The sequence below is a fragment of the Rhizobium sp. YTUHZ045 genome, assembly GCF_051124255.1.
GTDB lineage: Bacteria > Pseudomonadota > Alphaproteobacteria > Rhizobiales > Rhizobiaceae > Rhizobium.
Genome location: NZ_CP101432.1, coordinates 224,211 through 240,584, shown reverse-complemented (window position 1 = coordinate 240,584; position 16,374 = coordinate 224,211). Strand labels below are relative to the sequence as shown.

Sequence of the window (16,374 nt, the reverse complement as noted above, 5' to 3'; positions counted from 1 at the left end):
GTTGTACAAGTCGGTGCTTCAGTATCGCTCAGCTGCGGATACCGCCGAGGGCGACCTCGAGGCGCTCTTCACCCGCATCGGACGCGGCGATCCGGTCCAGCTGAACATGCAGAGCGGCACCGTCTTCGTCATCACCGGGAAGCAGCGCCGATGAGCCTCGCTCTCTTCAAAACCGAGATGCGGATGAGCGCTGCCATCTCCGACTGCACCTTCTACCGTGACGAGCTGCGCCGCGTTTGGGATGCGGGCAAGCCCATCCTCGTTGTTTGCATGCTCAACCCCTCCGACGCCGATCATCGACGCAATGACCCGACGGTGCTCGTGCTCATCTGGTTTGCCAAGCTCTGGGGCTATGGCGGCATCCTGATCGTCAACCTTCACGCCTGGCGCTCGCCATCCCCGAAGGAAATGATGAAGGCTAAGGACTCGATCGGTCCGCGCTGCGACAACTTCATCGATCGCGCCCTTATCATTGCCCGTCACCAGAACACGCCGGTGCTGGCAGCATGGGGCAATGGTGGCGATTACCTCAGCCGTGACACGTGGTTCAAGCACCGCGCCCGCCAGCAGCTCGTCGACATCGTCTGCCTTGGCCTGACAAAAGACGGCTTCCCCAAACACCCGATGGCGCGCGGCCAACACCGCATTCCGCGCGACCAACAGCCGGTCATATTCCAAAGAGCGATGGAGGTCGCGTGATGAGCAGCGGACATCCGATAACCTCGACAAACGGCCGCGGGCGGACGTTTGTCGTTTGTGGAAACATGTTCGTGGAGCGATTGCCGGAAGCCCCGCTCGCATTTCACAATTGAGGGGCTGGTCAGGGCCAGTAAGCAGCGTCCTGATCGGCGCATCGCTCGGGGCGCAATTCATTCCCAAATTCACGCCGATAGATTGGAGCGGTCTTGTCGCAGTAGGTCTTGGCGTCCAGCCCGAAGGGTCTGCGGCCCGTGCGGCAATGCAATCTCCAGAGCCTAAAGCCGCCAATCAGAGGCGGCTTGCGAAAGGTGCGATCGAGCTGATTTCGAAGGGCGACGAGAGCTAAATTCGGCATGCCGCGTGAACAAAGATTTTCGTTCATGCATAATATCAGGACACTTAGGCTGGAAAAATCAAACAATCAATGCTGATTATCGTGATGGTGCCCAGGGGCGGAATCGAACCACCGACACGCGGATTTTCAATCCGCTGCTCTACCAACTGAGCTACCTGGGCCAACCCGCTTCGCTACGGTGTTCTTGATGAAAAGAACCGCGGGGCCTTGGTTCGCCCCGGAAGCGAGCGGGGTTATAGCATCTTGTTCGGCCATGGCAAGCGTCAAATGACTCTTTTTTGACTGTCTTGACGGTTTTGGGGATTCATGTGGAAAAATAAGAACTTCGGAGAGGAAATCTCCTAGTTTTCCTCGTCAGGATAATCGGCTTTCGTTTCGTCGTCGGCCACCGGAATGGCATAAGAGCCGGTCAGCCAGCGGGAGAGATCGAGCTCGCGGCAGCGGTTGGAGCAGAAGGGGTAATGTTCGCGGTTTGATGGTTTGCCGCATTCCGGGCAAGGGCGCGTCTTGCGCAGCGGTTCGACCTTGGCGGCGGCTTTCTTGTCTTCGGGCATGATCGGTCCGTCCTAAAGCATGTCGCGCAAAAGTGTCAGCGGTTTTGCGACAACGACATGCATAAAAACAAGTGTTAAAACGCGACGCGCGGATCTGAAAGATCGTGACGCGCTTTAAGCATCGGCCGTCGGTCAGCCCTCGGGCCACCGGCTATGCACATCGAAGCCCTCGCCGGTCAGAAGCAGAATGGTTTCATAAAGCGGCAGGCCGACGACATTGGTGTAGGAGCCCACCATCTTCTGCACGAAAGTGCCTGCAAGACCCTGGATGCCGTACGCGCCCGCCTTGCCGCGCCACTGGCCGGAGGCCAGGTAGTTCTCGATTTCGAAGCCGGACAGCCGCTTGAAGCGCACCTTGGTCTCGACGATCTTCTGGCGGATCTTGCGTTCGGGCGTCACCAGGCAAACGCCGGTATAGACGAGATGGTTGCGTCCCGAGAGGAGGTGCAGCGAGCTCAGCGCCTCGTCGGCGAATTCAGCCTTGCCGAGAATGCGCCGACCCACGGCGACCACCGTATCGGCGGAGAGGATATAGCTGCCCTTCCAGGTGATATCACCCTTGATGGCGGCAAGTGCGGCCTCGGCCTTCTCGGCCGACAGCCTTCGGGCGAGCGAACGCGGGTGCTCCGACTTCTTCGGCGTCTCGTCGATATCCATCGGCATCAGGCGCGAAGGCTCGATGCCGGCCTGGTTGAGCAGGTCGACGCGACGGGGCGAGCCCGAGGCCAGAATGAGCTTGTATTTCAGCGCCATAAAACCTCGACCATCGGCGGACGGGAGCGGGCAGACTTACTTGAAACGATAGGTGATGCGGCCCTTGGTCAGATCGTAGGGCGTCATTTCCACAAGCACCTTGTCGCCCGCCAGAACGCGGATGCGGTTTTTGCGCATGCGGCCAGCGGTATGGGCGATGATCTCGTGTTCGTTTTCAAGCTTCACGCGAAACGTCGCATTCGGCAGAAGTTCGGTGACGATTCCCGGGAATTCGAGGACTTCTTCTTTCGGCATATAGTGGTTTTCTTCCTGTGTGTTGCAGAGGCAGCGCAGAGCGCGCCTTTAAAATTTGGGCGGAAACTACACAATCAACGCAGGTTTGTGAACCTTGTTGATCAGGCTTTCCTTTATTTGTTTTCATGCCGATTGCGCGGCAATGCCATTTCGTCTGAGCAGCCGGCTTTCGATGAGACCGGCCAGGTGGTCGCGGACCTCGCGATAGCTGTCCAATATCTGTTCGCGCGTCCCACTGACGACCGTCGGATCCATGGTCGGCCAATAGACGACGTCGACCGCGTTCGACCGCGTCAGTTCCAGCGCCGCATGATGGGCCTGCGGCGAAAGCGTGATGATCAGATCGAAATAATCGTCCTCGAGTTCATCAAGCGTCTGCGGCTGGCGGCGCCCAAGGGAAAGCCCGATTTCCTCAAGCACGACATCGACGAAGGGATCGCGCTCGCCGGCGCGAACGCCGGCCGACCTTATATAGGTATTGGACGGCAGAATGCTACGGGCGATCGCTTCTGCCATTGGCGAGCGGATGGCGTTCAGCCCGCACATGAAGAGGATCGCGCCCGGCCTCTTCGCGTCTTCGACATCGCCGGCAAGCTCCATCGCCGTCATCCACGCCAGTAGAGCACGCAGACCAGCGTGAAAAGCCGCCGGGCGGTGTCGAAATCGACCTCTATCTTGCCGGCCAGCCTGTCTTTCAGCGTCTGCGAGCCTTCATTGTGGATGCCCCGCCGGCCCATGTCGATCGCCTCGATACGGCTTGGCGTCGCCGATCGGATCGCTTCGTAATAGCTTTCGCAGATCATGAAGTAATCCTTGACGATCCGCCGGAAGGGGGTAAGCGACAGGATGTGGGTGGCGACATCGCCGCCTTCTTCCGTCTTGATGGCGAAGACCAGCTTCGAATCGACCAGCGAGATGTTCAGCCGATAAGGGCCGCCGGAATGGCCGAGCGGCTCGAAGCTGTTCTCCTCGATCAGATCGAAGATGGCGACGGCGCGCTCATGCTCGACATCGGGCGTCGAACGGCCGATCGTATCGTCCAGGACGATGTCGCAAAGCCGGAATTCGCCCGCCGCCATCCCCTCACCTAATCGAGGTTGAGGCGGATCGCGACCGACCGCGCATGGGCATCGAGGCCTTCGGAGACCGCAAGCGCGATCGCCGCCGGGCCCAGGGTGCGCAACTGCTGCGGCCCAAGCCGCAGGATCGAGGTGCGCTTGACGAAATCGAGCACTGATAGACCGGAGGAAAAGCGGGCCGAACGCGCCGTCGGCAGCACATGGTTCGAACCGCCGACATAATCGCCGATGACCTCGGGCGTATGAGCGCCGACGAAGATCGCGCCGGCATTGCGGATGCCGTCGAGCAGCCGGTCGGGATCGGCGACGGCGAGCTCGAGATGTTCGGCTGCGATGCGATTGGCAAGCGGAATGGCCTGCTTCAGATCGGCAACGAGGATCACCGCGCCGAAATCCCGCCAGCTTGCCGCTGCCGTCTCGGCGCGGTTCAACATCTTCAGCTGCCGTTCAACCGCCTGCTCCACCGCCTTGCCGAATAGGGCATCGTCGGTGATGAGGATCGCCTGGGCGCTGACATCGTGCTCGGCCTGCGCCAAAAGGTCGGCAGCGATCCAATCGGGATTGTTGTCCTTATCGGCAATCACCAGCACCTCGGAGGGGCCGGCGATCATATCGATGCCGACGGTGCCGAAGACGTGGCGCTTGGCGGCGGCGACATAGGCATTGCCGGGACCGGTGATCTTGGCGACCGGTGCGATCGTCTCGGTGCCGTAAGCGAGAGCGGCGATCGCCTGAGCGCCGCCGACACGGTAGATCTCGGTGACGCCGGCAAGCCTGGCGGCGGCGAGCACCGCCGGATTGACAGCGCCGCCGGTGGCGGGAACGGCGATGACGATGCGGTCGACCCCGGCGACCTTGGCCGGCACCGCATTCATCAGCACCGAGCTCGGATAGCTCGCGGTGCCGCCCGGAACATAGAGCCCGACCGCCTCGATCGCCGTCCAGCGCGAGCCGAGACCGACGCCCATGTCGTCCTCGTAAATATCGTCCTTCGGCAGTTGGCGGCGATGGTGGCTCTCGATGCGCAAGGCCGCGAGCTTCAGCGCGCCCAGCACTTCGGCAGGCACCGCCTCGATTGCGGCGTCAATCTCCTCAGGCGTGACGCGCATCGGCACGGTGGCAAAATCGATGCCGTCGAATTTCAGCGAATATTCGGCCAGCGCCACATCGCCGCGCGCCCTGACATCATCGATGATGGCACGGGCGACTGAATTCACATCCTCGGACACTTCGCGCTTCGTCGTCAGAAAGGCGGCAAAATGCTGCTCGAAACCTTCCGATGCCTGATCCAGCCAGATTGCCAAGAGCTATATTCCTTCTCAACTCGAACCGCGATGTTCAAACTTCAGGCATCAAGCCCTTTAGGGGTGGCGGGGTTTGGAAGCCGCCTGCCATGCGCCGCCGATATCAGCCATCTGGACCTCGATACATTCGACGTCGAGCGCAATCGAGGCCGTTCCAGACAGCGCCAGCTCGATCGTGCCATCCGGCCCCTCGCCCTTCTTCTCGAAACGCAGCGCCAGCAGCGACAGCACCTCATCGCGTTTGCCGCGATCGACGCCGAGCGAACGGACGGCAAGCACGCGCTTGAACACCAGGGCGGCGCGGCGGCGCTCAAAACCCTTGCGCTTGCGCGCCGCACTTTCCCAGACGAAACGATTGGCGGCAAGCGCGAACTGGGCACCCCGCGGCGACCAGTCGATGTCGCCGACCTTGAAGACGCTATCCTGCATATGCGCAGAAATGATCGCGAGGTCCTCGTCATCAAGCGCAACAAGCTTCAGGTCGGTCATTCAGGCTCAATCCCCAGAGCAGGATGCCGAAAAGTGCGAGCAGTTTTCGGACGACATCATGCTTTTGCTATTTAACGGGCATCGCCGGAATGGCGATGCGTCAGACAAGGGAAATAAGATGCTGCGACCGATTACGCAACCGGAATGAAGGTCTCTCTTACTCGCTGATGCGCTCGACGACGGCGCCGCAGCGGGTCAGCTTCGCTTCGAGCCGCTCGAAGCCGCGGTCGAGGTGGTAAACGCGGGAGACTGTGGTTTCGCCCTCGGCGGCGAGGCCGGCGATGACGAGCGAGACGGAGGCGCGCAAATCGGTCGCCATGACGGGCGCGCCGCGCAGGCGCTTGACACCCTCGATCTTCGCGGTCTGGCCGGAGAGCGTGATCCTGGCGCCGAGCCGGGCAAGCTCCTGCACGTGCATGAAGCGGTTTTCGAAGATCGTCTCGGTGACATGCGAGATGCCGGAGGAGCGGGTCATCAGCGCCATGAACTGTGCCTGCAGATCCGTGGGGAAGCCCGGGAAAGGATCGGTGACAATATCGACCGGCTTGATGCCGGCGCCGTTGCGCCTGATGCGCATGCCGTTATTGGTCGCGGAGATGTCAGCGCCAGTCCGGCGCAAGGTTTCCAGCGCGGTCTCGAGCAGCGCCACATCGGTATTTTCGAGCACGACGTCACCGCCGGCCATGGCGACGGCCATGGCGTAGGTGCCGGTCTCGATGCGGTCCGGCAGGACGCGATGACGCGCGCCCGACAGCGAGGTGACGCCTTCGATGGTGATGGTCGAGGTGCCGGCGCCTGATATCTTGGCGCCCATGGCGTTCAGGCAGTTGGCGAGGTCGGCGACTTCGGGTTCACGGGCGGCGTTGCCGATGACAGTCGTGCCGCGGGCAAGGGTCGCGGCCATCATCAAAACATGGGTGGCGCCGACGGAGACCTTCGGGAAGGTGTAGCGCGCACCGATCAGCCCGCCGTCGGGCGCCCGGGCATTGATATAGCCGGCATCGATCTCCATGGTCGCACCGAGTGCCGTCAGGCCGTCGATGAAGAGATCGACGGGGCGCGTGCCGATGGCGCAACCGCCCGGCAGCGAAACGCGGCAATGGCCCTCACGCGCCAAGAGCGGCCCAATAACCCAGAATGAGGCGCGCATCTTCGAGACCAGTTCGTAGGAGGCTGTGGTATCGACGATGGTGCGGCAGGTGAAATGGATCGTGCGGGCGTAGGAATCCTCCTGGCGCTCGCGGCGGCCGTTGACGGCGACATCGACGCCGTGATTGCCGAGGATGCGCATCAGAAGCTCGACGTCTGCCAAGTGCGGCACGTTTTCCAGCGTCAGCGTGTCACTGGTCAGAAGCGAGGCGATCATCAGCGGCAGTGCGGCATTCTTGGCGCCGGAAATCGGAATGATGCCATTCAGCTCATTACCGCCGACAATTCTGATACGATCCATGTGCGCTTACTTCCTGAAAGTTCTGCCTTGAAAGAAGGAGTGAGGTGTTTAGGGGATTTATGAAGAGGCTTCAATTCGTCCGGGACGGAACATTACGATTCGTCCATTTTTGCGGCGGGCAGCCCGTTAGTTTCGTCGGCCTGGCCGGAACGGCGGGCACGCACCTGCTGTTTGCGTCTGGAAAGATTTTCCCTGAGCTTTTCGGCGGCGCGCTCGCGGCGCAGTTTCGCCTGTGCCTCGATCGCCTCTTTACGGCTCTTCTGGCCGGCTTCGGTCTTGTCGTTCATGTCAACAGAATTAGCCGAATTCGCGCCGATCCAAAAGTCCCTTGCATCTCTATCCACGCGAAGTTGGATTTTGCGGCTTGCGCTTGTCGTCAAGCTGTGGCAATAGCCGCCCCGTTCCCGCAATTGAGCCGCCCGGCTCCGCGCGGATCTGGTCCTGCTGCCGTAGCTCAGTGGTAGAGCACACCCTTGGTAAGGGTGAGGTCGGTGGTTCAATCCCACTCGGCAGCACCAGTTTTCTTTCAGACATCATTTTCTTACGCGCCCAGCGGCCCCTCATCCGGCTGCCGGCACCGACCGGGGTCGAGACGAGCGGCTTGACCCAGGTAAGGGCTAGGGTAAGGGGCAGCCATTCGCACGAACTGAACAGCCATATAGTGCAATCGGGAATTTCGGTTGCCTCGAGATAATAAGGTATGAACGGGGAGAGCTGCCACAGTTCATGAATCTCTCCGGTTATCACCAGGTCTTCCGTGGAATTTGCGTGTGGGGTCGCGGGGAAACTCCACCGTCGATGCCTTCAATATACCAGCGAAGAGCATTCTCTGCCATGAAAAGGGCGGCGAGATCTATCGCCGTCCGTTCACCGTACCAACTGAGAGTCGCCCGCTGCAGTCTTGGGATGGCCTCAATGGAGAGACGCGAGAAGAAAGCGTCTTCAGCGGACACATCTGCGCCGTGAGCGAGAGCCGGCATAACCAGCGCCGCGCCGAGAAAAGCAGTCCGGATCAATTTTCGATCTAACCCCTGTCGAGCCCTCAGCTTTCCGAGCATGGTAGCGTTGGCAGGCTCGGGTGCCATGCAACTTCTCATCGACTGCTCGAAATTCCTCTTAGCGTGCACACCCCGGCGATCCGCCTTACTCAAGCTGGCATTCCGCCTTATCAGCAACAAACGATTCACCATTGTTGACGGCAAAAATCGCGCTAGAATGCCTACCATGGCGGTGTCTGTCCTGGATGGAGGGCGCTGCACCCTGTTTCTATCGACAATCGTGGAGGAGTATCGATGGCAACTGAACGATGGAACAGCCCGGTCACGGTCGGTTTCGAGGGAGCCGATGCGCGAACGGTCAACGGGCCGTTCGATGCCCTGAAATGCCTGGCAGATTTCTGGCCGAGTTCGCGCGGGCTTCATTACATCAAGGCCCGCAGCACCTGCCGGGCGGCGCTCGACGGCCGCAAAAGTATGGAGGAGGCTAGAGCCGAGTTCCTGGCAGCGGCCGAAGAGGCGAAGCTGAAGCTGAATTGACGCGGCAGGGCGTCCGGCCGTTTTCAGTCTGGTCAGTAAACTGTGCCGGTACGATACATTGTTTAATTTTCACTTAACCCTGCAGCGAGCAGGCGCCGGGTTTGAGCGCAAAGGGCGTTGCGCCAGAGCCGGCTGTTTAGATAGAAAACATCCAGCCGTCATGATGACGGTCAGAGGCTCGTCATCCGGAAACGCAGGCGAGCCTCGTTCGAGCGGATCGGTTTCAGCAATCCGCGCCGGCCTCATTCTCTGTCTCGATATATCCCACACCGATGATCGTGCCGTCAGCCGCGCGGATGAAGGACGGCAGGTAGTGCGGTTCTGCCGGCTCGCAGGCGACACTGCCGGTATATTCGTTGAGGGCGATCTGATCCTTCGGCAAAGCGGAATAATCCATGCCGGTTTCGAGCGAGGCATAGGCTGGGCCGGCAAAGACGCCGCAGCCGATGATCAGGGTGGACGCCCAGAGGCGAAGAAGCGTCTGCATGATGGTCTCCAGCGTTCAGGTCCGGCATTTCAACACCTGGAGGGCGCTTTGGTTCCCTCAGCGCCACAGCAGGCGACTGCGCATCGGGCAGCCCTTGGCGAAAGAGGTCGCGCTTTCCATATCTATCGGCAGTCTGCAGAGGGATGACTGCGATGAAAGCGTTTCTGCCCGCCTTGTTTGCCGGGGCATTGCTCGCCGGCTGCTCCTCGGCCGATACGGCTGCGCTCGAACCTATTCCCGGCAGCATCACCTATGGCGGCCAGCCGCGAACCAAGCTCACCAAGTCGCCGATCGGCAGCGCCGTCCATCACCAATTCTACAACGAGACGGGCCAGCGCGTGGAGGAAACCTATATTCTCCAGCCGGACCGCAGCCTGAAACTGGTGCGGCGCGTGATCGGCCCGGATTTCCCCGATTGAGGTCCCGTGCCGCTTGACAGCGGCTGAAATCGCGAACATTCAAGGAACATCTAATCTTCTCGCAGTGATTCTGCGGGAGCCCGACCGGACGGCTGGATGTATCTCGAAAAGCTCAATCCCCAACAGCGCATGGCCGTCGAGCACGGCACGCTCACCAACGGCAGTCATATTGCCGGGCCGCTGCTGGTCATTGCCGGCGCCGGCTCCGGCAAGACGAATACCCTGGCGCATCGCGTCGCCCATCTGATCGTCAAGGGCGCCGATCCGCGCCGCATCCTGCTGATGACCTTCTCGCGCCGGGCAGCCGCCGAGATGGCGCGGCGCGTCGAGCGCATCTGCCGTGATGTACTGGGTTCGAATGCCGGCATCATGGCCGATGCGCTCAACTGGTCCGGCACCTTCCACGGCATCGGCGCGCGGCTGCTGCGCGATTATGCCCAGCAGATCGGCCTCGATGCCGATTTCACCATTCACGACCGCGAAGACAGCGCCGATCTGATGAACCTCATCCGGCACGATCTCGGCTTCTCAAAGACGGAAAGCCGCTTTCCGTCCAAGGGCACCTGCCTTGCCATCTATAGCCGGGCGGTGAATTCGGAAACCGCGCTCGATCAGGTGCTGCGCGACGCCTTTCCCTGGTGCGCGACATGGGAGCAACAGCTGCGTGAGCTTTTCGCCTGCTATGTCGAGGCGAAGCAGGCTCAGAACGTGCTCGATTACGACGACCTCCTGCTCTACTGGGCGCAGATGGTCGGCGAGAGCGTGATTGCCGAGGATATCGGCAGCCGCTTTGACCATGTGCTCGTCGATGAATATCAGGACACCAACAGGCTGCAGGCCTCGATCCTGCTGGCTCTGAAGCCCCAGGGACAGGGGTTGACCGTCGTCGGCGACGATGCGCAGTCGATCTATTCCTTCCGCGCCGCGACCGTGCGCAACATCCTCGATTTTCCCGCGGCCTTCAGCCCGGCCGCCGATATCGTCACCCTCGACCGCAACTACCGCTCGACGCAGCCGATCCTGGCCGCCGCCAATGCGGTAATCGACCTCGCCTCGGAGCGCTTCACCAAGAACCTCTGGACCGAGCGGCAGTCGGCCGAGCGGCCGCGTCTCGTCAATGTCCGCGACGAGGCCGAGCAGGCGCGTTATGTCGCCGACAAGGTGCTCGACAATCGCGAGGAAGGCCTGAAGCTCAAGCAGCAAGCCGTGCTCTTCCGCGCCGCCCATCACAGCGGGCCGCTGGAGGTCGAGCTGACCCGGCGCAACATTCCCTTCGTCAAGTTCGGCGGCTTGAAGTTTCTCGACAGCGCGCATGTCAAGGATATGCTCGCCGCCCTTCGCTTTGCGCAAAATCCGCGCGACCGGGTGGCCGGCTTCAGGCTGATGCAGATCCTGCCGGGCGTCGGGCCATCGACGGCGCAGAAGGCGCTCGATCTGATGGCCGAGGATGTGAGTCCGCTCTCCGCTCTCGCCGGTATGCCGCCCCCGCCACGCTCCGGCGAGGACTGGACCGCCTTCGTTTCGATGCTGCAGGAGCTGAGATCCGGCAAGGCCGGCTGGCCGGCGGAAATCGAGCTGGCGCGGCAATGGTATGCGCCGCATCTGGAGCGGCTGCACGAGGACGCTTCGACACGGCAGGCCGATCTGTTGCAGTTGGAGCAGATCGCCGGGGGTTATGCCTCCCGCGAACGTTTCCTCACCGAGCTCACGCTCGATCCGCCGGATGCGACCAGCGATCAGGCCGGCGTGCCGCTTCTCGACGAGGACTATCTCATCCTGTCGACCATCCATTCCGCAAAGGGCCAGGAATGGACGAAAGTCTTCATGCTGAACGTCGTCGACGGCTGCATTCCGAGCGATCTTGCGGTCGGCACCACCGCCGAGATCGAGGAGGAGCGCCGGCTGCTCTATGTGGCGATGACGCGCGCCCGCGACGGTCTCGACCTTGTCGTGCCGCAACGCTTCTTCACCTATGGGCAGAACGCCCAGGGCGACCGGCACGTCTATGCCTCGCGCAGCCGCTTCATTCCCGCGACGCTGCTGCAGTTTTTCGAGGCCTGCAGCTGGCCGCAGGTGAAGTCGGAAGCCGCCGCCCAGGCACAGGCGCGCCAGGTACGCATCGACGTCGGCGCCCGCATGCGCGGCATGTGGCGATAGAGTGCGTTGCATAGATCGGCTCTATGCAACGCTTTTTGGATCGGCGCTCAATAGTCCCAGAAGACCGGCACCCAACGGAAGGCTTCGCCGTCCACCGCCACCCGGCCGACGGACGGGAACGGCAGGTGCGTGGCCACCAGCTGTTCACCGGTCGCGGCCAGCTCTTGCAAAAGATCGAGGCGAACGCGAGCCGCTTCTTCGGGATCATGTTCGAAACCATTGTACCAGTCGGGGTGCTCGAACCCGACCGCAAACACGGCGTCGCCGGCGAATGTCAACCTGTCGCCGCCGGACGCCAGGCGGACCACGCTATGTCCGGGAGTATGGCCGCCGGTGCGTTGGGCCACCACACCAGGGGCCACCTCGGATTGCTCGTCGAACAGCGTCAGATGACTGCCGTACTCGCTCAGGAAACGTTTTGCCGTCGCCCGAAGCGCATCAGGGAAGCCGGGCGGCATGGACACGTGGCTGAAATCGGGCGCTTCCCAGAACTTCGCCTCGGCAGCCGCCACGTGAATCCTGAGGTCTGGGCGCAGTCGGTCCTTGACCCCTTCGACCAGCAGCCCGCCGATGTGGTCCATGTGCAGGTGCGTCAGCACCACGTCGGTCACGGATGCCAGATCGATGCCGGCGCCTTCCAGTCGCTTGATCAACTGACCCGCGCGCGGCAAGTTCAAGTCCGGATCCAGCCCCAAGCCTGCGTCGATGAGGATGGTCTGGCCGCCGCTGCGCACCAGGACCACGTTCAGCGCCCAGTCGAAAGCGTCCCGCGGCAGGAACATATCATCCAGCCAGACCGCCCGGTCGGCCGCGTCGGCGTTATGTCCCAGCATCGCGGTTGGAAGCGGCAGCACACCATCGCTGATGATCAGCACTTCGATTTCGCCGATCCGTACCGCGTAGCGCGACGGAACCAATTCTTCATGTTTCGGACTGCCAGGCCCCTGCTGACCAATCGTACGGGTTCTTGCTTCTGCCTGCGACATGATGCGCTCCTGTTTTGATCGAGAGATGTCCGTTATGGGTCACGTCGCGGACACTATGCCGAAGCGTATCTGGCGGTCGATCAGGTCAAGGGAGAGAGAAAGCTAGGCTTTAGGACAGGGCGGCCTATGGTTTCGGCGTGTCGCGCCGGAGATTTGGTATTGAAGAGACTGGCAACAGGAAGCAAAAGGCTCTCACCCGCCGCACGGTTCCACGCATTCGGCATTCAGAGGATGACAGCGTCAGAGTGAAAGCGGCGGATCGGCCGGTTCCAAGAAACGTTCGACCGTTTCCGTCTTCACGGCCTCGACTGATGCCGGTGACCATTTCGGATTGCGGTCCTTGTCGATGACAGCGGCGCGGATGCCTTCGAAGAAATCGGGATTATCCAGCATCTGCAGGCAGGCGCCGAGTTCACGGCGAAGACATTCAGCGAGCGAAGCGCTGCGCCGGCCGGCCCTCAGCAGCCGCAGAGCGAGTTTCAGGCTGGTCGGCGACCGGCTGAGCAGCACCCGGCGCGTCTCGGCGGCAAACTCGCCCTCTTCCTTGGCGAGAGCCCCGAGGATTTCCTCGACGCTGTCGAAGGAAAATGTGTGGTCGATCATATCGGCGTTCTGCCGCAACCGGCTTTCCCCCAGTGGCTCGGAAAATCCCTGCAGCAGGGCATCGACTTCAGTCGACGCGCTGGCGCGCGGCAGGTCGCAAAGAGCATCGATCACCGCGTCGAGCCGCGACGAAGCGATCTGAACATCGGCAAGACCGGCATAGATCGCATCCGCAGCACCAATGTCGAGTCCGGTCAGGCCGAGCCATGTTCCGGCTTCGCCGGGTGCCTTGGGCAGCAGCCATGTGGCGCCGACATCGGGGACATAGCCGATGCCGGTTTCGGGCATGGCAAGCCGCGTACGCTCGGTGACGATGCGATGGCGGCCGTGTGAGGACAGACCGACGCCGCCGCCCATGGTGATGCCGTCCATCAGCGCGACATAGGGTTTGGGATAGACGGCAATCTTATGGTTGAGGCGGAATTCCTCGCGCCAGAAGGTTCCGGCGAGATCATCACCGGCGCGGGCGCTTTCATGCAAGGCACGGATATCACCGCCGGCACAGAAGCCGCGTTCGCCTTCGCCGGTGATTACGACGCTTGCCACATCGGATTCGGAGGCAAAGTCATGAAGGGCCTCCGTGAGCGCGCGGATCATCGGCAGCGTCAGACTGTTCAGCGCCCGCGGCCGGTTGAGCCGGATGATGCCGGCGGTGCCCCGCCGTTCGATGATCACTTCGCCGTGCTGCATGGTTCACCTCATCTGCTGCACCATGCATAGACGAGGATGCGCCATCGCTCCAGAGTATTTGCGGCCCGCACCGATCCATTGCTCAGGCCGACAGGGACCCCCGGGCTGACGCTGCGGCTGCGCAGCGGCTCGCATAGACACCGCTCAGAAGGATGCGGCGGCAAGTGCCCGGTGGATGCTGTGCAGGTCGTCGACGTTTCTGTTTGACAGGAAGAGCTCCCAATCGAGCGAACTCTGGACGATGGTCTCAAGCGAGTCGTATCGGGGCTTCCAGTCGAGCACCTGCCGGGCGAGCGAAGCGTCGGCGACGACGCTTGCCGAATCGCCGGCGCGCCGCGGCGCCATGTGGATCTTGAAGGAATGCCCGTGCAGGCGGGTGACCATGTTCAAGACGTCGAGCACGGAATAGCCGCTGCCATAACCGCAATTGGCGACGAGCGGGCCCTTGTCTCTGCGCAGGTGCTGCAGCGCTTTCAGATGCGCATCGGCGAGATCGCTGACATGGATGTAGTCGCGCACGCCGGTGCCGTCATGGGTGGGATAGTCGATACCGTAGACATGGACGCTGTCGCGCTTGCCGAGCGCTGCCTCGCAGGCAACCTTGATGAGGTGCGTGGCGCCGGAGGTCGACTGGCCGGTGCGGTGGTGCGGGTCAGCGCCGGCGACGTTGAAGTAGCGGAGGGCGACGTAGTTGAAATCGTAAGCGGCGGCGGCATCGCGCAGCATCAGTTCGGTCATCAGCTTCGACTGACCGTACGGATTTTCCGGGTTGAGGGGAGCCGATTCCTTCACCGGCAGATCGCTCTGCTGCTGGCCGTAAACGGCGGCCGTCGAGGAGAAGACGAAGTTGCGGATGCCGGCGCTGATCGAGGCGGAAAGAAGCGCACGGGTCCTGCCGGAATTGTTGTCGTAATAAGAGAGCGGGTCGGCGACAGACACCGGCACGACGGCGGAGCCGGCGAAATGGATGATCGCCTCGATGTCGTTTTCGATGAAGATCTTCTTCAGGATGTCGGGGTCGGCGACGTCGCCGAGATAAAAACGCGCCTCCGGCGCCACCGCCCAGCGAAAGCCGGTGGAGAGACGGTCGAGCACGACCACATCCTCGCCGGCATCGATGAGCGCCCAAACCATGTGACTGCCGATATATCCGGCGCCGCCCGTCACCAAAACCGCCATGCCCCACACCCCGCTTCAATTTATAAGCAGGGGCATCAGGCGCCGGTTTTCTTTCCAATTTTCTTATCACGGCGCCGTTGTTAGGCTTTTGAACGGGTATGTTTAGAGTCGTGGTTAGAGGCCGATTTCGCTCTTCGCTACAGTTTTATGGATCGGGCGATTCCGGCACGAGATCGTCCCGCGCGGTGTGCCCCGCGCCCTCTCAGCGCTTGACGATATAGTCGCAGAGCCGCTCTGCCGCGATCGCCACCTGGGCGGGGTCGCGCAGGAAACAGGCACGCAGGAAGAGTTCGCCGCCGGCGCCGAAGGCAGCCCCGGGAGCAAGGCCGACGCCTGTCTTGTCGACGATATCGATGGCGGCGCTGCGGCTGTCGGCAACGCCGTCGATCTTCAGGAACGCATAGATCGCGCCGTCCGGCTTCAGCGTCTCGACGCGATTGGTGGCAATCAGCGCATCGCAGAGGATATCGCGCGACCGCGCCGCCTTGGCGATGTTGGCGGCGACGAAATCATCGCCTTGATCAAGGGCTGCGACGGCGCCCTTCTGCATGAACTGCGCCACGCCTGAGGTCGAATACTGGATGAGATTTTCGAGCACCTGGCCCATTTCGGGGGGTGCCACGATCCAGCCGACGCGCCAACCCGTCATCGACCAGTTTTTCGAGAAGGAATTGACGAAGACGATCTTGTCGTCCGGCTCCATCACGTCGAGGAACGAGGCGGCACGGCCGCCGGCGAAGTAATAGCGCGCGTAGATTTCATCCGCCATGATCCAGAGATCATGCTTGCGGGCGAGCGCCAGGATATCGCCGAGATCTTTCTTCGTCGCGGTCCAACCCGTTGGGTTGGAAGGGGTGTTTATGAAGATGCCTCTGGTCCCGGGTGTGATGGCGGCTTCGACACGCCCGAGATCGACCGTCCATTTGCCGCCTTCGAACTGCAGCGGGACGCCGACGGAGCGGGCACCTGCTATTTCGAGGGCTGCGGCAATATTCGGCCAGGCGGGGGTGAGATAAACGAATTCGTCGCCAGGCGAAGTCAGCGCCTGCACGCAGATCTGGATCGCCTGCATGCCGGAGCCGGTGACATAGAAATGCTCGGCCGGAAGGCGGACGGCGAAATGCCTGTGGTAATAATCCGACAGCGCCCGGCGAAGCTCCGGAATGCCGCGCTGCCAGGTATAGAAGGTCTCGCCTGCTGCAAGCGCTTCCATCGCCGCCCTGCTGATGAAGTCGGGGGTCGGCAGATCGCCTTCACCGACCCAGAGCGGCAACAAGCCTTCGCGGCCGCGAGCATAATTGACGACTTCGACGATCCCGCTTTCGGGCGCCGCTATGGCGCGCGGGCTGAGGCTTTTCACGATCGACATGCATATCTCCG

General features: G+C 61.8%; 20 protein-coding genes and 2 tRNA genes. 6 read left to right on the top strand and 16 right to left on the bottom strand.

The window, feature by feature from the left end; all coding sequences use genetic code 11:
* Position 1 precedes the first annotated feature (1 nt).
* Both NMA58_RS01215 and NMA58_RS01210 read left to right on the top strand, forming a co-directional pair.
* Entirely contained in the window at positions 2–154 is a 153-nt protein-coding gene (locus NMA58_RS01215) for a hypothetical protein (protein ID WP_434712039.1), read from the top strand.
* Positions 151–699, top strand: a complete 549-nt coding sequence (locus NMA58_RS01210; protein ID WP_434712038.1) for a DUF1643 domain-containing protein — start codon at positions 151–153, stop codon at positions 697–699. Before NMA58_RS01215 ends, NMA58_RS01210 begins: the two co-directional genes overlap by 4 nt.
* Positions 700–820: 121 nt before the next feature.
* On the opposite strand, the gene NMA58_RS01205 is transcribed toward NMA58_RS01210, so the two are convergent.
* The 11 genes from NMA58_RS01205 to NMA58_RS01155 form a co-directional block, all read right to left on the bottom strand.
* Positions 821–1,081, bottom strand: coding sequence for a hypothetical protein (locus NMA58_RS01205; RefSeq protein ID WP_434712037.1), 261 nt, complete (start codon positions 1,079–1,081; stop codon positions 821–823).
* A gap of 58 nt (positions 1,082–1,139) precedes the next feature.
* Positions 1,140–1,215, bottom strand: a tRNA-Phe gene (locus tag NMA58_RS01200).
* Positions 1,216–1,395: 180 nt separating this feature from the next.
* Positions 1,396–1,608, bottom strand: a complete 213-nt coding sequence (yacG, locus tag NMA58_RS01195) for a DNA gyrase inhibitor YacG (RefSeq protein ID WP_085776878.1) — start codon at positions 1,606–1,608, stop codon at positions 1,396–1,398.
* A 132-nt stretch (positions 1,609–1,740) separates the two neighbouring features.
* Positions 1,741–2,361, bottom strand: coding sequence for a Maf-like protein (locus NMA58_RS01190; RefSeq protein WP_085776877.1), 621 nt, complete (start codon positions 2,359–2,361; stop codon positions 1,741–1,743).
* 36 nt (positions 2,362–2,397) lie between these two features.
* Positions 2,398–2,616 carry a translation initiation factor IF-1 gene (gene infA, locus NMA58_RS01185; protein ID WP_003545338.1) on the bottom strand — a complete coding sequence of 73 codons (219 nt, stop codon included), beginning with the start codon at positions 2,614–2,616 and terminating at the stop codon, positions 2,398–2,400.
* A gap of 123 nt (positions 2,617–2,739) precedes the next feature.
* On the bottom strand, positions 2,740–3,225 hold the full coding sequence (locus NMA58_RS01180; RefSeq protein WP_097600272.1) for a low molecular weight phosphatase family protein: 486 nt from the start codon (positions 3,223–3,225) through the stop codon (positions 2,740–2,742).
* Positions 3,222–3,695 (bottom strand): UPF0262 family protein, encoded by a 474-nt coding sequence (locus NMA58_RS01175; RefSeq protein ID WP_434712036.1) that lies wholly within the window; start codon positions 3,693–3,695, stop codon positions 3,222–3,224. The genes NMA58_RS01180 and NMA58_RS01175 overlap by 4 nt, the downstream gene beginning before the upstream one ends.
* Positions 3,696–3,703: 8 nt before the next feature.
* On the bottom strand, positions 3,704–4,999 hold the full coding sequence (gene hisD / locus NMA58_RS01170) for a histidinol dehydrogenase (RefSeq protein ID WP_434712035.1): 1,296 nt from the start codon (positions 4,997–4,999) through the stop codon (positions 3,704–3,706).
* A 57-nt stretch (positions 5,000–5,056) separates the two neighbouring features.
* Entirely contained in the window at positions 5,057–5,488 is a 432-nt protein-coding gene (locus NMA58_RS01165) for a DUF2948 family protein (protein WP_085776874.1), read from the bottom strand.
* Positions 5,489–5,645: 157 nt separating this feature from the next.
* The gene (gene murA / locus NMA58_RS01160; RefSeq protein ID WP_085776873.1) at positions 5,646–6,938 is read right to left on the bottom strand and encodes a UDP-N-acetylglucosamine 1-carboxyvinyltransferase; all 1,293 of its coding nucleotides are present in this window, start codon (positions 6,936–6,938) and stop codon (positions 5,646–5,648) included.
* A 92-nt stretch (positions 6,939–7,030) separates the two neighbouring features.
* Positions 7,031–7,225, bottom strand: coding sequence for a hypothetical protein (locus tag NMA58_RS01155; protein WP_085776872.1), 195 nt, complete (start codon positions 7,223–7,225; stop codon positions 7,031–7,033).
* 156 nt (positions 7,226–7,381) lie between these two features.
* On the opposite strand from NMA58_RS01155, the gene NMA58_RS01150 reads away from it, so the two are divergent.
* Both NMA58_RS01150 and NMA58_RS01145 read left to right on the top strand, forming a co-directional pair.
* Positions 7,382–7,456 (top strand) — tRNA-Thr (locus NMA58_RS01150).
* A gap of 774 nt (positions 7,457–8,230) precedes the next feature.
* On the top strand, positions 8,231–8,473 hold the full coding sequence (locus tag NMA58_RS01145) for a DUF982 domain-containing protein (RefSeq protein WP_434712034.1): 243 nt from the start codon (positions 8,231–8,233) through the stop codon (positions 8,471–8,473).
* Positions 8,474–8,696: 223 nt separating this feature from the next.
* Here the strand turns inward: NMA58_RS01145 and NMA58_RS01140 are convergent, their stop codons facing one another.
* Positions 8,697–8,960, bottom strand: a complete 264-nt coding sequence (locus NMA58_RS01140; RefSeq protein WP_434712033.1) for a hypothetical protein — start codon at positions 8,958–8,960, stop codon at positions 8,697–8,699.
* 152 nt (positions 8,961–9,112) lie between these two features.
* Here NMA58_RS01140 and NMA58_RS01135 point away from each other — a divergent pair, with 152 nt between their 5' ends.
* Both NMA58_RS01135 and NMA58_RS01130 read left to right on the top strand, forming a co-directional pair.
* Entirely contained in the window at positions 9,113–9,379 is a 267-nt protein-coding gene (locus NMA58_RS01135) for a hypothetical protein (protein WP_097600367.1), read from the top strand.
* Between the two features lie 96 nt (positions 9,380–9,475).
* Positions 9,476–11,536, top strand: coding sequence for an ATP-dependent helicase (locus tag NMA58_RS01130; protein WP_434712032.1), 2,061 nt, complete (start codon positions 9,476–9,478; stop codon positions 11,534–11,536).
* 47 nt (positions 11,537–11,583) lie between these two features.
* Here NMA58_RS01130 and NMA58_RS01125 read toward each other — a convergent pair whose 3' ends face one another.
* The 4 genes from NMA58_RS01125 to NMA58_RS01110 form a co-directional block, all read right to left on the bottom strand.
* Positions 11,584–12,522 (bottom strand): MBL fold metallo-hydrolase, encoded by a 939-nt coding sequence (locus NMA58_RS01125; protein ID WP_434712031.1) that lies wholly within the window; start codon positions 12,520–12,522, stop codon positions 11,584–11,586.
* A 240-nt stretch (positions 12,523–12,762) separates the two neighbouring features.
* Complete coding sequence (locus NMA58_RS01120; RefSeq protein WP_430956902.1) at positions 12,763–13,815, bottom strand: enoyl-CoA hydratase/isomerase family protein; 1,053 nt, start codon at positions 13,813–13,815, stop codon at positions 12,763–12,765.
* A 144-nt stretch (positions 13,816–13,959) separates the two neighbouring features.
* Positions 13,960–14,994 (bottom strand): UDP-glucose 4-epimerase GalE, encoded by a 1,035-nt coding sequence (gene galE / locus NMA58_RS01115; protein ID WP_434712030.1) that lies wholly within the window; start codon positions 14,992–14,994, stop codon positions 13,960–13,962.
* Between the two features lie 202 nt (positions 14,995–15,196).
* Positions 15,197–16,363 (bottom strand): pyridoxal phosphate-dependent aminotransferase, encoded by a 1,167-nt coding sequence (locus NMA58_RS01110; RefSeq protein WP_434712029.1) that lies wholly within the window; start codon positions 16,361–16,363, stop codon positions 15,197–15,199.
* Between the last annotated feature and the right edge of the window lie 11 nt (positions 16,364–16,374).